Raw genomic sequence first — 18,786 nt, forward strand, 5'->3', positions numbered from 1 at the left:
GAAGGCACGGCGGCCTCCGGGAAACGGCGTTCATACCTGGCGGAGTGTCACGGGACGAGGCGCAGAAGCTTGTTCGGCGAACCGGAGCCCGGGCTGGTGACCACGCCCGAAGTGGCGCCGTTCACCAGGGCCGCGGAGACCTGTGCCGGGGTGGCCGTGGTGTGGCCCGCGAGGTAGACCGCGGCCGCGCCCGCGACGTGCGGTGTCGCCATCGACGTGCCCGAGATGGTGTTGGTCGCGGTGTCGCTGGTGTGCCAGCCCGCCGTGATCGAGGAGCCGGGGGCGAAGAGGTCGAGGACCGAGCCGTAGTTGGAGTAGCTGGCCCTGGAGTCCGTACTGGTGGTGGCGCCGACCGTGATCGCCTCGGTGACCCGGGCGGGGGAGGAGGAGGACGCGTTGGTGTTCTCGTTGCCCGCGGCGACCGCGTAGGTGACACCGCTGGCGATCGAGTTGCGCACGGCCGTGTCCAGGGAGGCGGAGGCGCCGCCGCCCAGCGACATGTTGGCGACCGAGGGGCCGGAGTGGTTCCTGGTGACCCAGTCGACGCCCGCTATGACGCCGGCCGTGGTGCCCGAGCCGCTGGCGTCGAGCACACGGACCGCCACGATCCTGGCCTTCTTGGCGACGCCGTAGGTGGAGCCCGCGATGGTGGTGGCGACGTGGGTGCCGTGGCCGTTGCCGTCCGACGGCGTGCCGCCGCTGACGGCGTCGTAGCCGTACGAGGCCCGCCCGCTGAGCTGCGAGTGCGTGATGCGCACACCGGTGTCGATGACGTACGCGGTCACGCCGCTGCCCGCCGAGTCCGGGTAGGTGTACGTGCCGGAGAGCGGGCGTGCCGCCTGGTCGATGCGGTCCAGGCCCCAGGGGGCGTTGGTCTGCGTGGCGTCGAGGTGGACCTTCTGGTTCTGTTCCACCGTGGCGACCGCCGGGTCGGCCGCGAGTCTTCTGGCCTCGGTCGCCGAGAGGTCCGCCGTGTAGCCGTTCAGCGCGCTGCCGAACGTCTTCTTCACCGTGCCGCCGTACTTGGTGATCAGGCCCTTGCCCTTGCCCGACGCGGACTTGAAGCCCGCGGTCTTCTTGAGCGTGACGATGTAGCTGTTCTTGATCGCCGTGGGGGAGTCGGCGGCGAGCACTTTGCCTTCGGCCGGGGCTGCCTGGGCGGGAAGTGCGGTGAGTCCGCCCAGAAGGGCGGCGGTCGCAACGCCGGTGAGGGCGGCGAAGCGGATCTTCCTGCTACGCGGTTGTGCCATGCGAGGGAGTCCTCCTCAGGCAAGCGCGCCTGGGTGTGGCGCGCGATGTGGGGGTGCGCGCGGGGTCGCGCACACGGCCCTGGAGCGCTGCGTTCCGCTCAGGGCCGAGTAAAGGGTGTGGTAACTGGTGGCTGGAATCAAGGGAGTTGAAGGCTTGACATGTAATTGTCATGGCCGTGAAGCAAGTGGGGCCCTCCCCGCCGCCGGCTCCGCCGTCATCGGGACGGATCGCCGCGACCCACGCTTTTCCCTTGCAGCGACCACCGAAAGTGCCCGTGCCCCGAAGAAGTTGATGCCCCGTCATCCGTGTGCACGCTCAGCAGAGCATGCGCACGGATGACGGGGCTCGACGGCGACCGCCGGCATGCCGGGCCGGCCCGGAGCCGGAACAGCGGATGATCCCCCTCTGCAGCGGGGACGTTCACGTCTGCAGCGGGGACGTTCACGCTTCCGCGGACCCGGCTGCCGCGAGGTGAATGGGCTGAGTTCCCGTCAGCTCCGGTTCCGGGGCGGAGGCGGGCGAACGGCGTGGTTCGAGGCCGCCGCTGTGGTCGTCGACGTGAGCCGTTCGCGAACGGTGCGGCCGCCGCCGTGGACGGAGGCGAGCTGCTCGTGCGCGACCGGAAGATTCTTCCGGTCGCCCGCGTACGCCGACTCGCCCAGCACGGTGACGGGAAAACTCATGCCCTACCTTCCCGCACCCCCGCCCACCCCCGGCGAGCGCTGCAGGACCCCCGACAGGTGCCGAGCGAACACCTCCCGCGCCTGAGGGGTCAGCGTGCGCAGAGCGACCAGGGCCGTGATCGCCACGTCGCACAGTTCCGCCTGGACGTCGTCCCAGGTGTGGGTGGTGCCCTTGCGCGGGTTCTGGCCGGTCGCGCCGATCACCGCCTGGGCGACCTCGCCGGTCTCCTCCTGCAGCTTCAGGATGCGCAGGAGCAGGCCCTCCCGGCCCTCGTGGGTGCGGTGGCTGTCCAGCCAGGTCCACAGGTGATCGACGGCGGACCAGAGGTCATCGGCAGGCACGGAAACGTGCTGGTCGGTCATGGACCGCAGCCTGCCACGGCCCGCCCTGTTTGCTCCTCTTACTTCTCGAAGAGCGCCTGCTGCTCGCCCTCCTCCTCCTTCCGCAGCCGCTTGACGCGCGCGCCCACGACCACCGACGTCACCGCGCCCACCGTCGCGAACGCCGCCGGCACCATCCAGCCGCGGTTGACGGCGTGGCCGAAGGCGTGGTCCACGGAGAGCCGGCCGGGGCCCGTGATGGCGAGGCTCGAGGAGGTCAGGCCCAGGGAGACGGCGTACTCGTAGCCGCCGCCCTGGGCGAAGAAGCCGTTGGGCGCGTGCAGCGCCGCCGCCCCGGCCATCGCGCCGGCCGCCGCCGCGCCCGCCGCCGGGGTGGCCAGGCCCATGGCCAGCAGCAGCCCGCCGCCCGCCTCCGCCAGCCCCGCCGCCATCGCGCTCGCCCTGCCCGGCCGGTAGCCGACGGACTCCATGAACTTGCCGGTCCCCTCGATCCCGCCCCCGCCGAACCAGCCCAACAGCTTCTGCGCGCCGTGTGCGGCCAGCACACCGCCGGTGCCCAGCCGGAGCAGCAGCAGGCCCAGATCACGTCGGTCGTAGCAGTTCACGGTGACTCCCAGGCAGACGGCAGGAACAGGAGGAGGGCACCCCTCCGCACCCCCTCCGCGTTTCCACCCTCGCACCGCCCACACCCACCCGGCCCGCCCTGCGCGCCGTTCGGGTGGCGAACCGGGGCTCGGGGCGCCGTCCGTCACGTGGGACGCACCGCGCTGTCCGCTTGTCCGGAACCGCCTGGCCGAGTCGCAGGTGTTCGGAACCGCCCGGCCGAGTCTCAGGCCGGTACCGGCGCCTCGGCCCGGCCCGCGTCCGGATCGCCCGTCTCCCCCGGGTAGCGCACGCCGATCCGCTCCCGGATCGCGTCCAGGGTCCGCATCACCGCGAGGGTGCCGTCCAGTGGCACGAGCGGTGACTCGGTCTCGCCCGCGCGCAGCGCCCGCATCACCTCCAGGGCCTCGTGGCGCAGGGACGTGCGCGGACCGTCGGCCGAGTCGGCCGTGAACACCTCCGGTTCGCGGCCGTCGCGGTGCAGGACGAAGCGCTCGGGGTGGAAGAAGCCCGACGGGATGTCGATACGGCCCTCGGAGCCCGTGATCGAGGCGCAGGTCGCCGTACCGCCGGTGATGGAGCAGTGCACCTGGGCCAGCGCGCCGCCGTCCCAGGACAGCAGGGCGCCGGTCTGCAGGTCGACGCCCTCCGCGGAGAGCACCGCCCTGGCCGTCACGTCCGACGGCTCGCCGAGCAGCAGCTGCGCGAAGGACACCGGGTACACGCCGAGGTCGAGCAGCGCCCCGCCGCCCAGGTGCGGGTCGCGCAGCCGGTGCGAGGGCGGGAAGGGGCCGGCGAGCCCGAAGTCGGCCTGGACGGTGCGCACTTCACCGATCGCACCGTCGTCGACCAGCGCCTTCAGCCGCCGTACCAGCGGATTGCAGTACATCCACATGGCCTCCATCAGGAACCGGTCGTGCCCGCGTGCCAGCGCGACCAGTTCCTCGGCCTGCCGCAGGTTCAGCGTGAACGGCTTCTCGCACAGCACGTTCCGCCCGGCCTCCAGGCACAGGCCGGCGGCCGTCCGGTGGGCCGCGTGCGGAGTGGCGACGTAGACGACATCGATGTCGGGGTCCTCGGCGAGGGCCTTCCAGGAGCCGTACGCCCGGGGAATCCCGAACCGCTGCGCGAACGCCCTCGCCGGCTCCTCGCTGCGCGAGGCCACCGCCACGACCTCCGCGTCCGGCAGGTCCACGAGGTCCGCCGTGAACGCGGCCGCGATCCCGCCCGTCGCCAGGATCCCCCAGCGCGTCCGCTGCTCCGTCATCCGGACCCCACCCTCGCTCCTGGCTCGCACGACCCTCGGCACTGTGTACGAGCTGAGAGCATAGGTGGCGGAACGACCGGAGAGGGAGGGGCACATGTCCGAGGGTGGGGCGTCGGCACCGCACGCGTCGCGGGCGGCAGTACCGGGAAACAGACCTGGACTCGAACCCGGACCCGGTCCCGAAGCCCTCCGGCCGCCGGCCCGCCGCACCAGCCTCCTGGTGACCCTGATCCTCGGCGGACTGACCGCCACACCACCGCTCGCGATGGACACGTACCTGCCCGCGCTGCCGGAGGTCACCCGGTCCCTGCACGCCCCGGCCGCGACCGTCCAGCTCACGCTGACCGCCTGCCTGGTCGGCATGGCGCTCGGGCAGCTGGTCGTCGGCCCGATGAGCGACCGGTGGGGACGCAGGCGCCCGCTGCTCGCCGGACTGGCCGTCTACGTCCTCGCCACCGCGCTGTGCGCCCTCGCGCCCGACGTCGAGGTGCTGATCGCCTTCCGGCTGGTGCAGGGCCTGTCGGGCGCGGCCGGCATCGTCATCGCCCGGGCAGTGGTGCGGGATTTGTACGACGGCGTGGCCATGGCCCGCTTCTTCTCCACCCTGATGCTGATATCCGGGGTCGCCCCGATCGTGGCGCCGCTGATCGGCGGTCAGATCCTGCAGGTGACCGACTGGCGGGGCGTGTTCGTCGTCCTGACGGTGGTGGGAGTGCTGCTGGCCGCGGTCGTCTGGGTGCGGCTCCCGGAGACCCTGCCGCCCGCCGAGCGGCACGGCGGCGGCGTCGGCGAGACGCTCGGCTCGATGCGGCAACTGCTCGCCGACCGCTCCTTCACCGGCTACCTGCTCACGGGCGGCTTCGCCTTCGCCGCGCTGTTCGCGTACATATCCGCCTCGCCGTTCGTCGTCCAGGAGATCTACGGAGCCTCCCCGCAGACGTTCGGCCTGCTGTTCGGGCTCAACTCGATCGGGCTGATCGTCGTCGGCCAGATCAACGGCAAGGTGCTGGTCGGCCGGGTCCGCCTCGACCGGGTCCTGGCCGTCGGCCTCGCGGTGGTCGCCCTGGCCGCGGCCGCGCTGCTGCTGATGGCGGCGGGCGTCCTCGGCGACGTGGGCCTGGCGCCCGTGGCCGCCGTGCTGTTCGTGCTGATGTCCGCGATGGGCATCACCCTGCCCAACACCCAGGCTCTCGCCCTGATGCGCACCCGGCGCCACGCGGGCTCCGCGTCCGCCCTGCTCGGTACGACCACCTTCCTCATCGGCGCGGTCGCCTCCCCGCTCGTCGGGATCGCCGGGGAGCACACCGCCGTACCCATGGCGGTGGTCCAGCTGGCGGCCGCACTGGTGGCGGCGGCCTGCTTCGTGGGAATGTGCCGTCCCTGGAATCCGCGGAGCCCGGAGGAGGAGAGCTGAGCGCACCGAGACTGTGCAGGGACACACCTCGGAAGGCCGGACTCGGCGCCGGAGAGCTCCGCCGGCTCGTCCGCGAGGTCCACGACCTCACCACCGGGGAACACCCCTGGGCGGCGGGCGCCGTCGTGATCGCCGGGCGCGGCCCGGTGGTCGCCGTGGCGGAGGCGGCGGGCTGGGCCGTGCGGTACGCGTCCTACGACCCCGACACCGACCGGGGTGTCGAACTGCCGCCCGCCGCACGGGTCCCGATGACCGTCGACACGTCCTTCGACCTTGCGTCCCTGACCAAACTGTTCACGGCGGTCGCGGTCGTGCAGCAGATCGAGCGGGGCACGCTGGGCATCGACGCGCGCGTGGGGGCGTACCTGCCGGAGTTCCGCGCCGCCGCCGAGCACGGCGTCACCGTACGGCAGCTGCTCACCCACACCTCCGGGCTGCGCCCCGAACTCCCGCTGTACGACTGCCCCGACGACGCCTCCCGCCTGGCGATGCTGCGCGCGGAAGCCCCGGTGGGCGTGCCCGGCACGTACGCCTACTCCGACCTCAACCCGCTCCTGCTCCAGCACGTCCTGGAACGCGTCACCGGCCGGCCGCTGGACGCCCTGGTCCGCGACGGGATCACCCGCCCGCTGGGCATGACCTCGACCCGCTTCGGCCCGTGCCCCGGCGCGGCGGCCACCGAGGACCAGCGGCGGCCGTGGGCCAAGGCGGACCGGGGGATGCTGCGCGGCGAGGTCCACGACGAGAACGCCTGGGCGCTGGGCGGGGTGGCCGGTCACGCGGGCCTGTTCTCGACCGCCCCCGACCTGGCGGTCTTCTGCCGCACCCTGCTGTCGGGCGGCTCCTACGGCCCGGCCCGCATCCTCGGCCCGGACTTCGTCGAGCTGCTGCTGACCCCGCCGGGCCTGGGGTTCGCCGTGGACCAGCCGTGGTTCATGGGTGAGCTCGCGGGCGGGGGAGCGGCGGGCCACACCGGCTTCACCGGTACGTCGCTGGTGCTCGACCCCGCCACGGACACCCTCCTGGTGCTGCTCGCCAACACGGTCCACCCGCGCCGGCGCCCGCCGGCCAACGGACCGCGGGCCGCGGCGGCGACCCGGCTGGCCCGGGCCGTACGGGGAACCTGAGTACCGGAGGTGTCCGGGGCTGCCCCGGGTGAGCCGCGTCCTGTGCCGCTGCCGTCCGGGCTTCGCCCGTGGGGGCTTGGCGCGCCCACGCGGCGGGACCGTATCGACATGCGGGAGTGGTCCGGGGCGCCCGCCGGACCTGAGAGAATCGCACGGTGAACGCCCCCGTGTCCCCGTCGGAGACCCTCCGCGCCGCCCTCTCCGGTCTGCTCGACGGGCTGCCGCCCCGGCAGGCCGCGGGAGCCGTGGAGCGGCTGATCGCCAACTACCGGGGGAGCACCCCCACCGACACGCCGATCCTGCGGGACCGCGCGGACGTGGTCGCCTACGCCGCCTACCGGATGCCGGCCACCTTCGAGGCGGTGCGCTCGGCACTGGAGGCGTTCGCGGACGCCGCTCCCGGGTGGGTGCCGGGCAGCCATGTCGACGTCGGCGGCGGGACGGGGGCCGCGACCTGGGCGGTCGCCGCCACCTGGGACGGGGCGCGGCCGGTCACGGTGCTCGACTGGGCCGAGCCCGCGCTCGCCCTCGGCCGGGAGATCGCCGAGGCCGACCCGGCCCTGCGGGACGCGCGCTGGCAGCGCGCCCGGATCGGTTCGGCGCTCACCCTCGACCCCGCCGACCTCGTCACCGTCTCCTACGTCCTCGGCGAGCTGACCGACGCCGACCGGGCCGCCGTCGTGACCGCCGCCGCGGACGCCGCGCAGGCCGTCGTGGTCGTGGAGCCCGGCACGCCCGACGGCTACGCCCGCGTCATCGAGGCCCGGGACCGGCTGATCGCGGCCGGCTTCCACGTCGCGGCGCCGTGCCCGCACAGTGCCGCCTGCCCCATCGTGCCCGGCACCGACTGGTGCCACTTCTCGGCCCGCGTCAGCCGCTCCTCCCTGCACCGGCAGGTCAAGGGCGGATCCCTCGCCTACGAGGACGAGAAGTTCAGCTACGTCGCCGCCGCCCGCTTCCCGGTCACCCCGGCCCCCTCCCGCATCGTCCGCCGCCCGCAGATCCGCAAGGGCCAGGTCCTCCTGGACCTGTGCGAGCCCACCGAGGAACTGCGCCGCCGTACGGTCACCAAACGCCACGGCGACCAGTACAAGTCGGCCCGGGACGCGGCCTGGGGCGATCCCTGGCCGCCGCGATAGCTCCGGGCGCCTTCGGGACGGGGCGGGCCGCGGTGCACGGCTTCCCGGGAGAGGCCGGCCCAGCCCTCGTGGCGTGCGGTTCCCGTGCGCGGGCCGCGCTGCTCCGGGCCCCTGTCGCGGTGTGCGACGCCAGGCGCCGTGCGCGGGGTCGGCCGCGGTGCCGTGCGGCGCGGGTGCGGGGCCGGCGTCGAGCCGCCTTTCCGGCACGGGACCGGCAGGGGAGTCCGTCAGCGCGCCGTGGAGGTCAGGGGCGTAGTTCCTGGGTGCAGCACTTCGCGCTGCCGCCGGCCCTGTGGAGTTCGCTCAGGTCCACGGCGAGCGGTTCGAAGCCGCGTTCGCGCAAGGGGGCGTGCAGGCCCGTCGCCGCTTGCGGGAGCACCACGTGCAGGCCGTCGCTCACGGCGTTCAGGCCGAACGCCAGCGCGTCCTCCTCGGTCGCGAGCAGCGCGTCGGGGAACAGCCGGTGCAGCACCTCGCGGCTGCCGGGGGAGAAGGCGGGCGGGTGGTACGCCACCTCGTCCGCCTCGTCGTCCAGGACGGTGAGCGCCAGGTCGAGGTGGTGGAAGCGCGGGTCGATCAGTTCGAGGGAGATCACCGGCCGGCCGAAGAACTCCTGCGCCTCGCCGTGCGAGAGCGGGTTGGTCCTGAAGCCGCGCCCGGCCAGCAGCCAGGAGGCGGTGACGGCGAAGTCGCCCTCGCCCTCGTTGACGTGGACGGGCACGTGCAGGTGCGCGAAGCCGTTCTCCGCGAACCACTCCAGGTGGGCCCCGGCCTCCGGTTCCCGGTGCGGGTGCGCGAACCGGGCACCGAAGACCCGGCCGTCGGCCACCGTGGCGCCGTTCGCCGTGAACACCATGTCGGGCAGGCCCGGCTGCGGGGTGAGCTCCTCGACGGTGTGCCCGAGGGAGCGGTACACCTCGCGGAGCTGCTCCCACTGGGCGAGGGCCAGCGGGGCGTCGACCGGCTTGTCCGGGTCCATCCAGGCGTTGAGGGAGTACGTGACGTCGAAGTGTGCGGGTGGGCACATCAGGTAGCGCCGGGGTCGGGCGCGGCGGGAACGGGCCAAGGTGGGCTCCTGGGAAACCGCAGGGACTCGCTTGCTGCCCATGGTGCGCCGGACCCGCCCGCCGCGCGCGTGCCGGACCGCCGGCTTCGCCCGCGTGAGTGGTGCGCGGCACCGGGGCGGCGGGGCGGTGAGCGGACGGGCTGCCGCCGGTGGGTCGGGAGCCTGCCGCCGGCGGGTCGGGAGCCGTACGAGCCGTACGGAATCCCGCCACCGGTGGCCTCGAGACCGTGCTGTGCGTCACTGCCGGCGAGCTGCTCGACCCGAGGTTCGGGGCGCCCTCCAGGGCCCTGGCCGCCGGTGACCTGTGCCCCGGTTGTGGGCTTTGGTGCACCGAGGCGCAGGATGGTGGGACGATAGGGCATGCTGTCCACACCAGCGAGGCGAGGGGATAGATGAGCGCGGAGTTCGGCGGCCGGACCGGCCGGCGGGGCAAACTCACCCAGTGGCTGCGGGGACGCCGCCCGAAGGACACCGCCGACGACGGCGGTCGTGAGGCCCTGCTGCTCGCCGCCGCCGCCGCGGGACTGCCGCTCGCGCCCGCCGCGCACCCGGGGGCCGGCTACGGCTGTTCCTGCGACCGCGTGGGCTGTCCCACGCCCGCCCGGCACCCGGTGTCGTTCGCCTGGCAGACGCAGTCCACGACCGACCACGCGCAGATCGAGCGCTGGGCGCGGCACCAGCCGCAGGCCAACTTCATCACCGCGACCGGCATGGTGCACGACGTCCTGGACGTGCCGCTGGAGGCCGGCCGGGAGGCCCTGGAGGAGCTGCTCGCCGCCGGCGTCGAGGTCGGCCCGGTCGCCGAGAGCGACGACGGCCGCATGCTGTTCTTCACCCTCACCCGCGGCACCCCCGAGGACGAGGACGAGTGGTGGCCCTGCGAGCTGGACTGCCACCCGGAGACCAGGGACGAGCGCCCGGGTCTGCGCTGGCACTGCCGCGGCTCCTACGTCCTCGTACCGCCGGCCCGCCTGCCCGGCGACGACGACCACCGGGTGCGCTGGCTGCGCGGGCCCGAACACCCGCTCCCCGACCCGCTCACCCTCCTGGAACCCCTCACCGACGCCTGCGCCCGCCACGCCACCGACGACCCGGACCAGGCCTCCGCGGCCTGGCCCCTGCGCCGCTGAGCGCAGGGCTCCGCCCGGGCCGCCGGAACCGCGCCCACGCCACCTCGCCGCGAGACCACACCCACACCCACGCCGCGAGTCCGCCCACCCGTACCGGAAGACCGCGCGCCGCGGGGTCGCGTCCGTGCTGTGGGGTCGCGCCTGTGCGGGGGTCCGCCCGTGCTGCGGGTCTGCCCGTCCGTGCCGGGGGTTCGCCCGCCGCGAGTTCGCGCCCTGGCCGGGGGTTCGCCCGCGCCGCGAGTCCACCCGCGCCGCGAGTCCACCCGCGCCGCGAGTCCACCCGCGCCGCGAGTCCACCCGCGCCGTGAGTTCGCGTCAGCGCCGTGAATCCGCCCACGCCGGGAGACCGCTCGCGCCGCGAGTCCGCGTCTGCCCCGGAAGTCCGCACCCGCGCGGGGAGGCCACGCCCATGCCGCGAGTCCACCCGCGCCGCGAGTCCACCCGCGCCGTGAGTCCGCCCGCGCCGTGAGTTCGCGTCAGCGCCGTGAATCCGCCCACGCCGGGAGACCGCTCGCGCCGCGAGTCCGCGTCTGCCCCGGAAGTCCGCACCCGCGCGGGGAGGCCACGCCCATGCCGCGAGTCCACCCGCGCCGCGAGTCCACCCGCGCCGTGAGTCCGCGTCCGCCCCGGGAGACCGCTCGCGCCGTGGATCCGCCTCCGTCACTCCCCTCGAGCCGACGTGAGCCCCTGGACGCGGGACAGGATCGACACCCGCTGGTCGCCCGTGTTCTTCGGTGGGTCGAGGGCTATCTCGTTGGAGAAGAACTCCATGGTCAGGGACTGCCTGATCTCGCCGGTGGTCAGGGCCTGGACGTTCTTGTTGGGGGTGGGGACGGTGGCGCCCCGGGCGGCGGTCTGCTTCTCGTAGTGGCGGGTGGTGAAGAAGACCAGCGCGCCGCCGTCCGCGGTGCGCAGCGCCAGGGGGGCGTACGCGTCGTCCGTCATCGGCTGGTCGATGTACTGCCGGGCCAGCCCCGGCCGGCTCGCGGCTTTGGCGCGCAGCTCGCGCCAGCCGGTGGTGTGCGTGCCCGGGGCGAAGGCGTTCCCGCCGCTCTTCAGGTACGTCGCGTAGGCCCGGCTCAGGTCACCGGGCGCGACCGCCAGTCCGGCGGCGCTCTCGGGCACGGCCTCCGCCAGCCCGTCCGCGTCCTTCTTGAACTCCGGTACCTTCCCGGGCGCCACCAGCGTCAGATACGCCACCCGCCACTTCTCGCCGACGCCGTACCGCAGGAACACCATCAGCCAGCGCACGTCCCCGCCCTTGTTGCCCTTGGCGTCGGCGACGAACCAGCGCGGCCAGCCCGCCTTCTTGGGGATCGTGAACTCGGCGTCCGTCAGCGTCAGCGGCGTGTGCGCGGGGTTGCCGCCGGGGTTGTTGGCGTGGCCGGCCTTCAGCCGCGCCGCGTCGATGGCGCCGAGCGCGCCGGTGACGTAGCCGGCGTCCAGGGAGCTGTCGTAGGCCTTGTCGGCCTTGTTGTAGGCCTCGGTGAACTGCTCGAGCGCCTTCGCCGCCTCCGCGGGCGTGGTGGCCGGAAGCACCTCGCGCTCCCCGTGCACCACCACGCACCCGCTCGCCGTCAGCGACAGCACGGTCACCGCGACCGCCACCGGCGCCCAACTCTCAAGCCTGCGAAGCCTCCGAGGGCCGCGAACCCTGCTCATCAGCTACCGTCACCTTCCCCTTCCCGGAGGCGAACCCTACCGGGGCGAAGAAGAGGGCGAGCGTCGGGACCAGGTACAGCAGCCACACCGTGACCTGGAGCACGGTCGGGTCGGGCTGGAAATTGAACACGCCCTTCAGCAGCGTGCCGTACCAGCTGTCCGGCGGGATCGTGCCGCTGATGTCGAAGGCCAGGTTGCGCAGCCCCGGGATCCAGTCGGCCTCCTGCAGGTCGTGGACGCCGTACGCCAGTACGCCCGCCGCGACCACGACCAGCATGGCCCCGGTCCAGGTGAAGAACTTGGCGAGGTTGATCTTCAGCGCGCCCCGGTAGAACAGCCAGCCCAGGAGGACCGCCGTGGCCAGGCCCAGCGCCACGCCGATCAGCGGGCGCGGGGTGCCGTCGGAGGCCGCGTGCACGGACGCCCACACGAACAGCGCGGTCTCCAGGCCCTCCCGGCCCACGGCCAGGAACGCGGTGGCGACCAGCGCGCCCGTGCCCATCGCCAGTGCCTGGTCCAGCTTGCCGTGCAGCTCGGACTTCAAGTGCCGGGCGGTGCGCCGCATCCAGAAGACCATCCAAGTCACCAGGACCACCGCGAGGATGGACAGCCCGCCGCCGAGCGCCTCCTTCGCCTCGAACGTCAGCTCCTGGGAGCCGAATTCGAGGACGCAGCCGAAGCCCATGGCGATGGCGACCGCGATGCCGATGCCGGTCCAGATCGGCTTCAGGGCGTCCCTGCGGCCGGTCTTGACCAGGTAGGCGATCAGGATGCACACGACGAGGCTGGCCTCCAGCCCCTCGCGCAGACCGATCAGATAGTTGGAGAACACGGGCCTACGCCTCCTCGGACAGCAGCGTGCGGCCCCACCAGTCGTTCGCGTCGCGAACGCCGGGCGGGATCGCGAAGACCGCCGAACCCACGTGCTGGATGTACTCGTTGAGCGCGTCCGACGCCGCCAGCCTGCGCTGCAGCGGGATGAACCCCTTGCGCGGGTCGCGCTGGTAGGCCAGGAAGAACAGCCCGGCGTCCAGCCGGCCCAGCCCGTCCGTGCCGTCGGTGAAGGAGTAGCCCCGGCGCAGGATCGTGATCCCGCCGTTGCTGTCGGGGTGCGAGAGCCGTACGTGCGCGTCGGGCTTCATCGCCTTCAGGAACGGCTCGTCGTGCTCCTCGGCCTTGCCGACCGCGGCGCCCTCGCCCTTGTCCCGGCCGAAGATGTCCTCCTGCTCCTGCAGCGGAGCCCGGTCCCAGGTCTCGATGTTCATCCGGATACGCCGGGCGACGAGGTACGAACCCCCGCGCATCCAGGCGTCGTTCGCGCCGCCGTCCCCGTCGCCGACCCACACGAACCTCTTCAGCCGGTCCGTCTCGGTGCCCGCGATGTTGCGGGTGCCGTCCTTGAACCCGAAGAGGTTGCGCGGGGTCTGGGCGTCCGGGGTGGTCGAGGAAGTCTTGCCGAAGCCGAGCTGCGACCAGCGGACGGCGACCTTGCCGAAGCCGATGCGGGCCAGGTTGCGGATCGCGTGCACGGCGACCTGCGGGTCGTCCGCGCAGGCCTGGACGCACAGGTCGCCGCCGGTGCGGGAGCGCTCCAGGTTGTCGCCGGGGAACGGGGGCAGGTCGACCAGGGCGGCCGGCCGCTTGTCCCTCAGCCCGAACTTCTCGAACAGTGAAGGCCCGAAGCCGATGGTCAGCGTCAGCCGCGAGGGCGGCAGGCCCAGCGCCTCGCCCGTGTCGTCGGGCGGCGCCTCGGCGAGTCCGCCGTGCGCGCCCTCGCCGACCTCCTTCCCGGCGGTCATCCGGCGTGCGGCGGCCGTCCAGTCCTTCAGCAGCCGCACGAACTCGGCGCGGTCGTCGGTCCTCACGTCGAACGCGGCGAAGTGCAGCCTGTCCTGCACGGGCGTGGCGATACCGGCCTGGTGGGCGCCGTGGAACTCCACCGCGCCGCCCGCCTGGGCTCCGGCCGGGGCCGTGCCGGAGCCGGTCATCGCCACCGCGCCGCCGGCCGTCACCGCGCCGAGCGCGATCCCGGCCCCGCCCCAGCCGATCACCGCGCGGCGGGACGGGCTCCTGCCCTGGTCCTCGCTCATCTCCCGTCCCCCCTACTTCACAACCGCGGCGGCCAGCTTGGACAGCGGCTCGGCGAGCGCGTTCACCGCGTCCGAGAGCTCCTTGCGGTCGTCCTCGCCGACCTTGTCGTAGGAGACGAACTCGTACGACGTCTTGTCCGCCCTGTCCACGCGGTACTTGTCCAGCAGCGCGTCGAGTGCGGCGAACTGCTTGTCCAGCTCCTTGGCGAGCGCCGGGTCGTTCTTCTGCGCGACTGGCTTGAGCAGGTCGTACGCCTTCTCCGCGCCCTCGACGTTGCCCTTGAAGTCGATCAGGTCGGTGTGGGAGAAGAACTCCTCCTCGCCGGTGACCTTGCCGGTGGCGACCTCGTCGAGGAGCTCCTTGGCGCCGTTGGCCATGGAGGTCGGGGTGATCTCGGCGGTGCCGACCCGCTGCTGCCAGTCCTTCAGGTCGGTGACGAGCTGGTCGGCGAGGGCCTTCTCCTCGGCGCCGGCCTTCTTCTCCTTCCACAGCGCCTTCTCCAGCCGGTGCCAGCCGGTCCACTGCTGGCCGGGCTCCAGGTCGGCCTCGCGCAGGTCGACCTTCGGGTCGATGTCGCCGAAGGACTCGGCGACCGGCTCGGTGCGCTCCCAGCCCAGGCGGGAGATGGCGTACGCCTTCTTCGCGGCCTCCACGTCGCCGGCCTTGACGGCCTTCACGAACGTCTCGACGAGGGGCAGGGTCTGGTCGGCCTGCTCCTGGACGTACTGGCGGTACGCGGCGACGGCCTGGTCCAGCTTCGGGTTCCGCTTGGCGACCGAGCCGCCGGTCGCCTTGACGTCCTGGCGGATGCCCTTGCCCTTCATGCCGGGCTTGCACGCGATCACGTAGTCGCCCGACTTCACCTCGGCGGTGACCCGCTGCTTGGTGCCGGGGCCGATGTTCTCGCGCTCGGCGACGATCCGGTCGTCGGGGAAGAGGACGTAGACCTCGGTGACCTTCGAGCCCTTGTTCTCGATCGCCAGCTCGATGTGCCCGGCCGGGAACTCCTTCTTCGACACCTCGCAGGCGTCGTCCGTCGCGGTCACGCTGATCACGTGGTCGCCGCTGTCGGCGCCGCTCTTCTGCGTGCAGGCCGTCACGGTGGTCAGAGCGGCCGCGGTGGCGGCGGCGGTGACGACGGAGAGTCGGACGGCTCGCATGCGAGGGCTCCCGGAAGTGGCTCAAAAGTGACGTGATCGCACTCACGCGAGATGGTGAGGCTTGCCTAACTTAACTGAGGCTTACCTGATTGGCACCCCCGTGGACCGTGATTCAGGTCTCATGGGCGGCGTAGGGGAACGATCTGATCGCGAATGGCCAAAACGATCGCAAAGAAACGGTCACGAGGAAGTCAAAGGTTGGCTGCGGGATCACGAGGAGTGCCCCCGTCCGCGGATGCGGCAGCACCTCGACCGGCTGGTCGTGGATGCGCGAGAGCAGGGACTCGGAGAAGATCCCGCCGGGCGGGCCATCGCCTCGGCCACGATCTTGTCGTCCTCGGCCGTGACGGCGGGCGCGGGCGTGCTGTTCGCGATGCGCAGGCGGCGCGACACGCAGGCGTGAGGCATGTGAGGGGGCGGTGCCGGTCCGTCCGCCGGCACCGCCCCCTCGGTGCTTCAATGCCCCGGTGACTGACTACGACGTGCTGCGCGTGTTCTGCGCGGCGAACGGCGGCTACGGCAACGAGCTCGGCGTCGTCCGCAACGGCTCCCTCGTCCCCGCCCAGGACGACCGCCAGGAGATCGCCGCCAAACTCGGCTTCAGCCAGACGGTGTTCGTCGACGACCCCGAGCGCGGGGCGATCGACATCTACACCCCCACCCTGCGCCTGCCCTTCGCCGGCCACCCCTGCGTCGGCACCGCCTGGCTGCTGGACGTCCCGGAACTGGTCACCCCCGCCGGTCCGGTCGGCACCCGCCTGGACGGCGAGTTCACCTGGATCGAGGCCCGCCCGGAGTGGGCCCCACCGCACACCCTGCGCCAGTACGCCACCCCCGCCGAGGTCGACGCCCTCCCCGTCCCCCCGCCCGGCGAGCGAAGCGAGACGGGGGTCCCCCCGGACGAAGTCCGGGGGAGGATCTATGCCTGGTCCTGGGAGGACGAGGCAGCCGGCCGCATCCGGGCCCGCGCCTTCCCGGGCCGCGGCGACGGCATCGAGGAGGACGAGGCCACGGGCGCGGCGGCCCTGCTGCTGACCGCCGAACTGGGCCGTGCCCTGAACATCATCCAGGGCGCGGGTTCGCAGATCCTGACCGCACCGCAGCCGGGCGGCTGGGTGGAAGTCGGGGGTCGAGTAGTCCTGGAACGCTGAGGGCTGCGGATGATCCGCGACGACCGCGACGAGCGGTCAGGCCGTCAGGGGGAACTCCTCGCCCAGGGCGTGGAAGACCGCCGTGTTCAGGGCGAACGCCCGCTTGCATTCGGTCACGATCCGCTGCTTCTCCAGGTCGTCGGCGTGGACGGCGTCCAGGAGTTCGCGGTAGCGCCGCTTGAACGCGGCCGGGTTGGGGATCTCCTCGAAGACGTAGAAGCGGACCCCGTCGCCCTTCTCGGTGAAGCCCCACGCCTTCTCCGCCCTGTCGCGGATGATCTGGCCGCCGGAGAGGTCGCCGAGGTAGCGCGTGTAGTGGTGGGCGATGTAGCCGGCCGGCCACTGCTCGGCGCACTCGCGCACCCGGTCGGCGTACGCGCGGGTCGCGGGCAGGGGCGTGAGGGCCGACCGCCACTTCGGGCCCCGCAGATGTGCCAGGTCCCGCTCCAGCGCGGCCAGCCGGAACAGTTCGGGGCGGACGAAAGGCCCCGCGACCGGATCCGACGCCGGCCGTTCGGCCCCGCGCTCCAGTGCCTCGTACACGAACCACAGTTGCTCGGTGTAGCGCGCGTACGCGTCCACGCCGAGCCGGCCGCCGAGCAGTTCGCTCATGAAGGTCGAGGTCTCCGCTTTCCTGTGCTGCTCGTGGGACGCGGTGCGGATGAGTGCCGAGAAGGAGTCCATGGGGTCCATGGGGCCACCCTTTAAGGTAAGGCTAACCTAAATCAAGAGGTTTGCCGACAGCTTGTCGGGAAAACTCTATCCGGAAAGCGGCCTACGGGACACAGCGGACACGGCGGGCGCGAAAAGAGCCCGCCCTCCGAAGAGAGCGGGCTCCCGCCGAGGCGAGCGCGGCGTTACGGCAGCGTCAGGATCTCCGCGCCCGTGTCCGTCACCACCAGCGTGTGCTCGAACTGGGCGGTGCGCCTGCGGTCCTTGGTGACGACCGTCCAGCCGTCGTCCCAGACGTCGTACTCGTAGGTGCCCAGCGTCAGCATCGGCTCGATCGTGAAGGTCATCCCCGGCTGCATGACCGCCGTCGCGTGCGGGCTGTCGTAGTGCGGGACGATCAGCCCGGAGTGGAACGAGGTGTTGATGCCGTGGCCCGTGAAGTCGCGGACCACGCCGTAGCCGAATCGCTTGGCGTAGGACTCGATGACCCGGCCGATGACGTTGATCTGCCGGCCCGGGCGGACCGCCTTGATCGCGCGGTTCAGCGCCTCGCGGGTGCGCTCCACCAGCAGGCGGCTCTCCTCGTCCACGTCGCCGACCAGGTAGGTCGCGTTGTTGTCGCCGTGCACCCCGCCGACGTACGCCGTCACGTCCAGGTTGACGATGTCGCCGGCCCGCAGCTCCGTCGAGTCCGGGATGCCGTGGCAGATCACCTCGTTGACCGACGTGCACAGCGACTTGGGGAAACCCCGGTAGCCCAGCGTGGAGGGGTAGGCGCCGTGGTCGCACATGAACTCGTGCGCCACCCGGTCCAGCTCGTCCGTGGTCACGCCCGGCGCGATGTACCTGGCCGCCTCCTCCATCGCCTGCGCGGCGATCCGCCCGGCGATCCGCATCGCCTCGATCGTCTCCGGCGTCTGCACCTCCGGCCCGGTGTACGGCTTCGGCCCGGGCCTGCCGACGTACTCGGGGCGGCGGATGTTTCCGGGCACGGAACGGGTCGGGGACAGTTCCCCGGGAACGAGCAACGACTGGCCAGACATGGTCGCGAGTCTATCCGGGGGTGATGGGGGAACATGTCCGTGGCGAGAGGAGCTGGTCATGGCCCTGTTCAAAAAGCGGACCGTAGGAAAGCCGGGCGAGTGGTTCTACTGCCTGGAGCACAAGAAGGTCGAGGAGGGGCCCGAATGCCCCGCCAAGGACCGGTTCGGCCCGTACGCCTCCCGCGAGGAGGCCCAGCACGCGATGCAGACCGCCCGCGAACGCAACCTCCACTGGGAGAACGACCCCCGCTGGCACGACGCCCCCACGAGCGGCACCGAGGAGAGCTGACCGGGCCCGGACGTGCGGGAGGCTCAGCTGCTGGTGGGCCCACCAGCAGCTGAGCCGAGCGGGTGGCGGGCAGACGGTTTTCCGCCCGGCACTCGCTACCAGCGCGGGGGCGGCGGTGCCGTCAGGTGCTCCGTCAGTCTCGACAGGCGGTCCCGGAAGCGGCCGCGTCCCCTCGGGGCCGGCATCGCGTTCTCCCCGGCCGCCGCGCTCACCAGGTGCTGGACGGTGTCCAGGTCCAGCTCGGAGCCCTCCGGCACCGCCAGCGTCTCGTGCGCCATCGACCCCAGCTCACCCCCGCCGGGGCCGAGGGCCAGCACCGTCGCCCCGGCCCGCCGGGCCTCGTGCACCCGCTCCAGGAGCGGCGCGGGCTCCTCGGGGGCCACGACGAGCAGCGTCTCGCCCCGCCGGGCCGCCTCCAGCCGGCCGAGCCCGACGGCGAGGTGCGCCGGGTCCGAGGGGTGGGCGGTGTGCCGTACGAGCGTCGGGGCCAGCTCCGGGGTGCCCGACCAGGCGGCCTCGTCCACCAGGTGGGCCGCCAGGTGCCACGGCTCGTACCGCGGCGTGCCCACGAGCAGCAGCCCGCCCCCGTACGACACCACGGACCCCCGCAGCACCCCCGCGAACCGCCGTGCGGCCCCCAGCCACTCGGTCCCGGCGAGCACTTCGCGCAGCAACGCGACCCGTACGGCATCCATA

At 72.8% G+C, this 18,786-nt stretch carries 20 protein-coding genes; 7 read left to right on the forward strand and 13 right to left on the reverse strand.

All coding sequences use genetic code 11. The features are described from left to right. Positions 1 to 47 precede the first annotated feature (47 nt). From ACX25U_RS25750 to ACX25U_RS25770, 5 genes are all read right to left on the reverse strand, one after another. Complete coding sequence (locus ACX25U_RS25750) at positions 48 to 1,250, reverse strand: S8 family peptidase (protein WP_454383460.1); 1,203 nt, start codon at positions 1,248 to 1,250, stop codon at positions 48 to 50. Positions 1,251 to 1,742: 492 nt separating this feature from the next. Continuing rightward, a complete protein-coding gene (locus tag ACX25U_RS25755) occupies positions 1,743 to 1,934 on the reverse strand; it encodes a hypothetical protein (RefSeq protein WP_454383461.1) in 192 nt (63 codons plus the stop codon). A 3-nt stretch (positions 1,935 to 1,937) separates the two neighbouring features. Next, the gene (locus ACX25U_RS25760; protein ID WP_454383462.1) at positions 1,938 to 2,297 is read right to left on the reverse strand and encodes a MazG-like family protein; all 360 of its coding nucleotides are present in this window, start codon (positions 2,295 to 2,297) and stop codon (positions 1,938 to 1,940) included. Positions 2,298 to 2,335: 38 nt separating this feature from the next. Next, a complete protein-coding gene (locus ACX25U_RS25765; RefSeq protein WP_454383463.1) occupies positions 2,336 to 2,881 on the reverse strand; it encodes a DoxX family protein in 546 nt (181 codons plus the stop codon). A gap of 224 nt (positions 2,882 to 3,105) precedes the next feature. Further along, entirely contained in the window at positions 3,106 to 4,146 is a 1,041-nt protein-coding gene (locus ACX25U_RS25770) for a Gfo/Idh/MocA family protein (RefSeq protein WP_454383464.1), read from the reverse strand. Positions 4,147 to 4,240: 94 nt separating this feature from the next. On the opposite strand from ACX25U_RS25770, the gene ACX25U_RS25775 reads away from it, so the two are divergent. From ACX25U_RS25775 to ACX25U_RS25785, 3 genes are all read left to right on the forward strand, one after another. Next, positions 4,241 to 5,560 carry a multidrug effflux MFS transporter gene (locus ACX25U_RS25775; RefSeq protein ID WP_454383465.1) on the forward strand — a complete coding sequence of 440 codons (1,320 nt, stop codon included), beginning with the start codon at positions 4,241 to 4,243 and terminating at the stop codon, positions 5,558 to 5,560. After that, entirely contained in the window at positions 5,518 to 6,687 is a 1,170-nt protein-coding gene (locus ACX25U_RS25780) for a serine hydrolase domain-containing protein (protein ID WP_454383466.1), read from the forward strand. The genes ACX25U_RS25775 and ACX25U_RS25780 overlap by 43 nt, the downstream gene beginning before the upstream one ends. Positions 6,688 to 6,842: 155 nt before the next feature. Then, a complete protein-coding gene (locus tag ACX25U_RS25785; RefSeq protein WP_454383467.1) occupies positions 6,843 to 7,826 on the forward strand; it encodes a small ribosomal subunit Rsm22 family protein in 984 nt (327 codons plus the stop codon). 244 nt (positions 7,827 to 8,070) lie between these two features. Here ACX25U_RS25785 and ddaH read toward each other — a convergent pair whose 3' ends face one another. Further along, positions 8,071 to 8,934: a dimethylargininase gene (ddaH, locus tag ACX25U_RS25790; protein ID WP_454383468.1), complete on the reverse strand. Its 864-nt coding sequence runs from the start codon at positions 8,932 to 8,934 to the stop codon at positions 8,071 to 8,073. A gap of 350 nt (positions 8,935 to 9,284) precedes the next feature. On the opposite strand from ddaH, the gene ACX25U_RS25795 reads away from it, so the two are divergent. Then, entirely contained in the window at positions 9,285 to 10,022 is a 738-nt protein-coding gene (locus ACX25U_RS25795) for a bifunctional DNA primase/polymerase (protein WP_454383469.1), read from the forward strand. 660 nt (positions 10,023 to 10,682) lie between these two features. On the opposite strand, the gene ACX25U_RS25800 is transcribed toward ACX25U_RS25795, so the two are convergent. The 4 genes from ACX25U_RS25800 to efeO are packed head-to-tail and all read right to left on the reverse strand — an operon-like array spanning position 10,683 to position 14,935. Then, positions 10,683 to 11,684 (reverse strand): hypothetical protein, encoded by a 1,002-nt coding sequence (locus ACX25U_RS25800; RefSeq protein WP_454383470.1) that lies wholly within the window; start codon positions 11,682 to 11,684, stop codon positions 10,683 to 10,685. Then, entirely contained in the window at positions 11,644 to 12,516 is an 873-nt protein-coding gene (efeU, locus tag ACX25U_RS25805) for an iron uptake transporter permease EfeU (RefSeq protein WP_454383471.1), read from the reverse strand. The genes ACX25U_RS25800 and efeU overlap by 41 nt, the downstream gene beginning before the upstream one ends. Before the next feature lie 4 nt (positions 12,517 to 12,520). Next, positions 12,521 to 13,774, reverse strand: a complete 1,254-nt coding sequence (efeB, locus tag ACX25U_RS25810; RefSeq protein ID WP_454383472.1) for an iron uptake transporter deferrochelatase/peroxidase subunit — start codon at positions 13,772 to 13,774, stop codon at positions 12,521 to 12,523. Between the two features lie 12 nt (positions 13,775 to 13,786). Further along, entirely contained in the window at positions 13,787 to 14,935 is a 1,149-nt protein-coding gene (gene efeO, locus ACX25U_RS25815) for an iron uptake system protein EfeO (RefSeq protein WP_454383473.1), read from the reverse strand. 235 nt (positions 14,936 to 15,170) lie between these two features. Between efeO and ACX25U_RS25820 the strand changes: the two genes are divergently transcribed. Together ACX25U_RS25820 and ACX25U_RS25825 are read left to right on the forward strand one after the other, a co-directional pair. Then, a complete protein-coding gene (locus ACX25U_RS25820) occupies positions 15,171 to 15,338 on the forward strand; it encodes a hypothetical protein (protein ID WP_454383474.1) in 168 nt (55 codons plus the stop codon). A gap of 64 nt (positions 15,339 to 15,402) precedes the next feature. After that, on the forward strand, positions 15,403 to 16,086 hold the full coding sequence (locus ACX25U_RS25825) for a PhzF family phenazine biosynthesis protein (RefSeq protein ID WP_454383475.1): 684 nt from the start codon (positions 15,403 to 15,405) through the stop codon (positions 16,084 to 16,086). 36 nt (positions 16,087 to 16,122) lie between these two features. On the opposite strand, the gene ACX25U_RS25830 is transcribed toward ACX25U_RS25825, so the two are convergent. Further along, positions 16,123 to 16,770: a biliverdin-producing heme oxygenase gene (locus tag ACX25U_RS25830; RefSeq protein ID WP_454394511.1), complete on the reverse strand. Its 648-nt coding sequence runs from the start codon at positions 16,768 to 16,770 to the stop codon at positions 16,123 to 16,125. A gap of 173 nt (positions 16,771 to 16,943) precedes the next feature. Further along, positions 16,944 to 17,801, reverse strand: coding sequence for a type I methionyl aminopeptidase (gene map / locus ACX25U_RS25835; protein ID WP_454383476.1), 858 nt, complete (start codon positions 17,799 to 17,801; stop codon positions 16,944 to 16,946). A 58-nt stretch (positions 17,802 to 17,859) separates the two neighbouring features. Here map and ACX25U_RS25840 point away from each other — a divergent pair, with 58 nt between their 5' ends. Beyond that, complete coding sequence (locus ACX25U_RS25840) at positions 17,860 to 18,090, forward strand: hypothetical protein (RefSeq protein ID WP_454383477.1); 231 nt, start codon at positions 17,860 to 17,862, stop codon at positions 18,088 to 18,090. Positions 18,091 to 18,185: 95 nt separating this feature from the next. Here the strand turns inward: ACX25U_RS25840 and ACX25U_RS25845 are convergent, their stop codons facing one another. Then, positions 18,186 to 18,785, reverse strand: coding sequence for a hypothetical protein (locus ACX25U_RS25845; protein WP_454383478.1), 600 nt, complete (start codon positions 18,783 to 18,785; stop codon positions 18,186 to 18,188). Between the last annotated feature and the right edge of the window lies 1 nt (position 18,786).

This window comes from Streptomyces sp. JNUCC 63 (assembly GCF_054366325.1).

Coding starts and splice junctions, on each gene's coding strand:
- ACX25U_RS25755 (WP_454383461.1), bottom strand. CDS start 1,934: ATGAGTTTTCCCGTCACCGTGCTGGGCGAGTCGGCGTACGCGGGCGAC.
- ACX25U_RS25795 (WP_454383469.1), top strand. CDS start 9,285: ATGAGCGCGGAGTTCGGCGGCCGGACCGGCCGGCGGGGCAAACTCACC.
- ACX25U_RS25820 (WP_454383474.1), top strand. CDS start 15,171: ATGCGGCAGCACCTCGACCGGCTGGTCGTGGATGCGCGAGAGCAGGGA.
- map (WP_454383476.1), bottom strand. CDS start 17,801: ATGTCTGGCCAGTCGTTGCTCGTTCCCGGGGAACTGTCCCCGACCCGT.
- ACX25U_RS25775 (WP_454383465.1), top strand. CDS start 4,241: ATGTCCGAGGGTGGGGCGTCGGCACCGCACGCGTCGCGGGCGGCAGTA.
- efeB (WP_454383472.1), bottom strand. CDS start 13,774: ATGAGCGAGGACCAGGGCAGGAGCCCGTCCCGCCGCGCGGTGATCGGC.
- ACX25U_RS25770 (WP_454383464.1), bottom strand. CDS start 4,146: ATGACGGAGCAGCGGACGCGCTGGGGGATCCTGGCGACGGGCGGGATC.
- ACX25U_RS25760 (WP_454383462.1), bottom strand. CDS start 2,297: ATGACCGACCAGCACGTTTCCGTGCCTGCCGATGACCTCTGGTCCGCC.
- efeO (WP_454383473.1), bottom strand. CDS start 14,935: ATGCGAGCCGTCCGACTCTCCGTCGTCACCGCCGCCGCCACCGCGGCC.
- ACX25U_RS25830 (WP_454394511.1), bottom strand. CDS start 16,770: ATGGACTCCTTCTCGGCACTCATCCGCACCGCGTCCCACGAGCAGCAC.
- ACX25U_RS25840 (WP_454383477.1), top strand. CDS start 17,860: ATGGCCCTGTTCAAAAAGCGGACCGTAGGAAAGCCGGGCGAGTGGTTC.
- ddaH (WP_454383468.1), bottom strand. CDS start 8,934: ATGGGCAGCAAGCGAGTCCCTGCGGTTTCCCAGGAGCCCACCTTGGCC.
- ACX25U_RS25800 (WP_454383470.1), bottom strand. CDS start 11,684: ATGAGCAGGGTTCGCGGCCCTCGGAGGCTTCGCAGGCTTGAGAGTTGG.
- ACX25U_RS25750 (WP_454383460.1), bottom strand. CDS start 1,250: ATGGCACAACCGCGTAGCAGGAAGATCCGCTTCGCCGCCCTCACCGGC.
- ACX25U_RS25845 (WP_454383478.1), bottom strand. CDS start 18,785: ATGGATGCCGTACGGGTCGCGTTGCTGCGCGAAGTGCTCGCCGGGACC.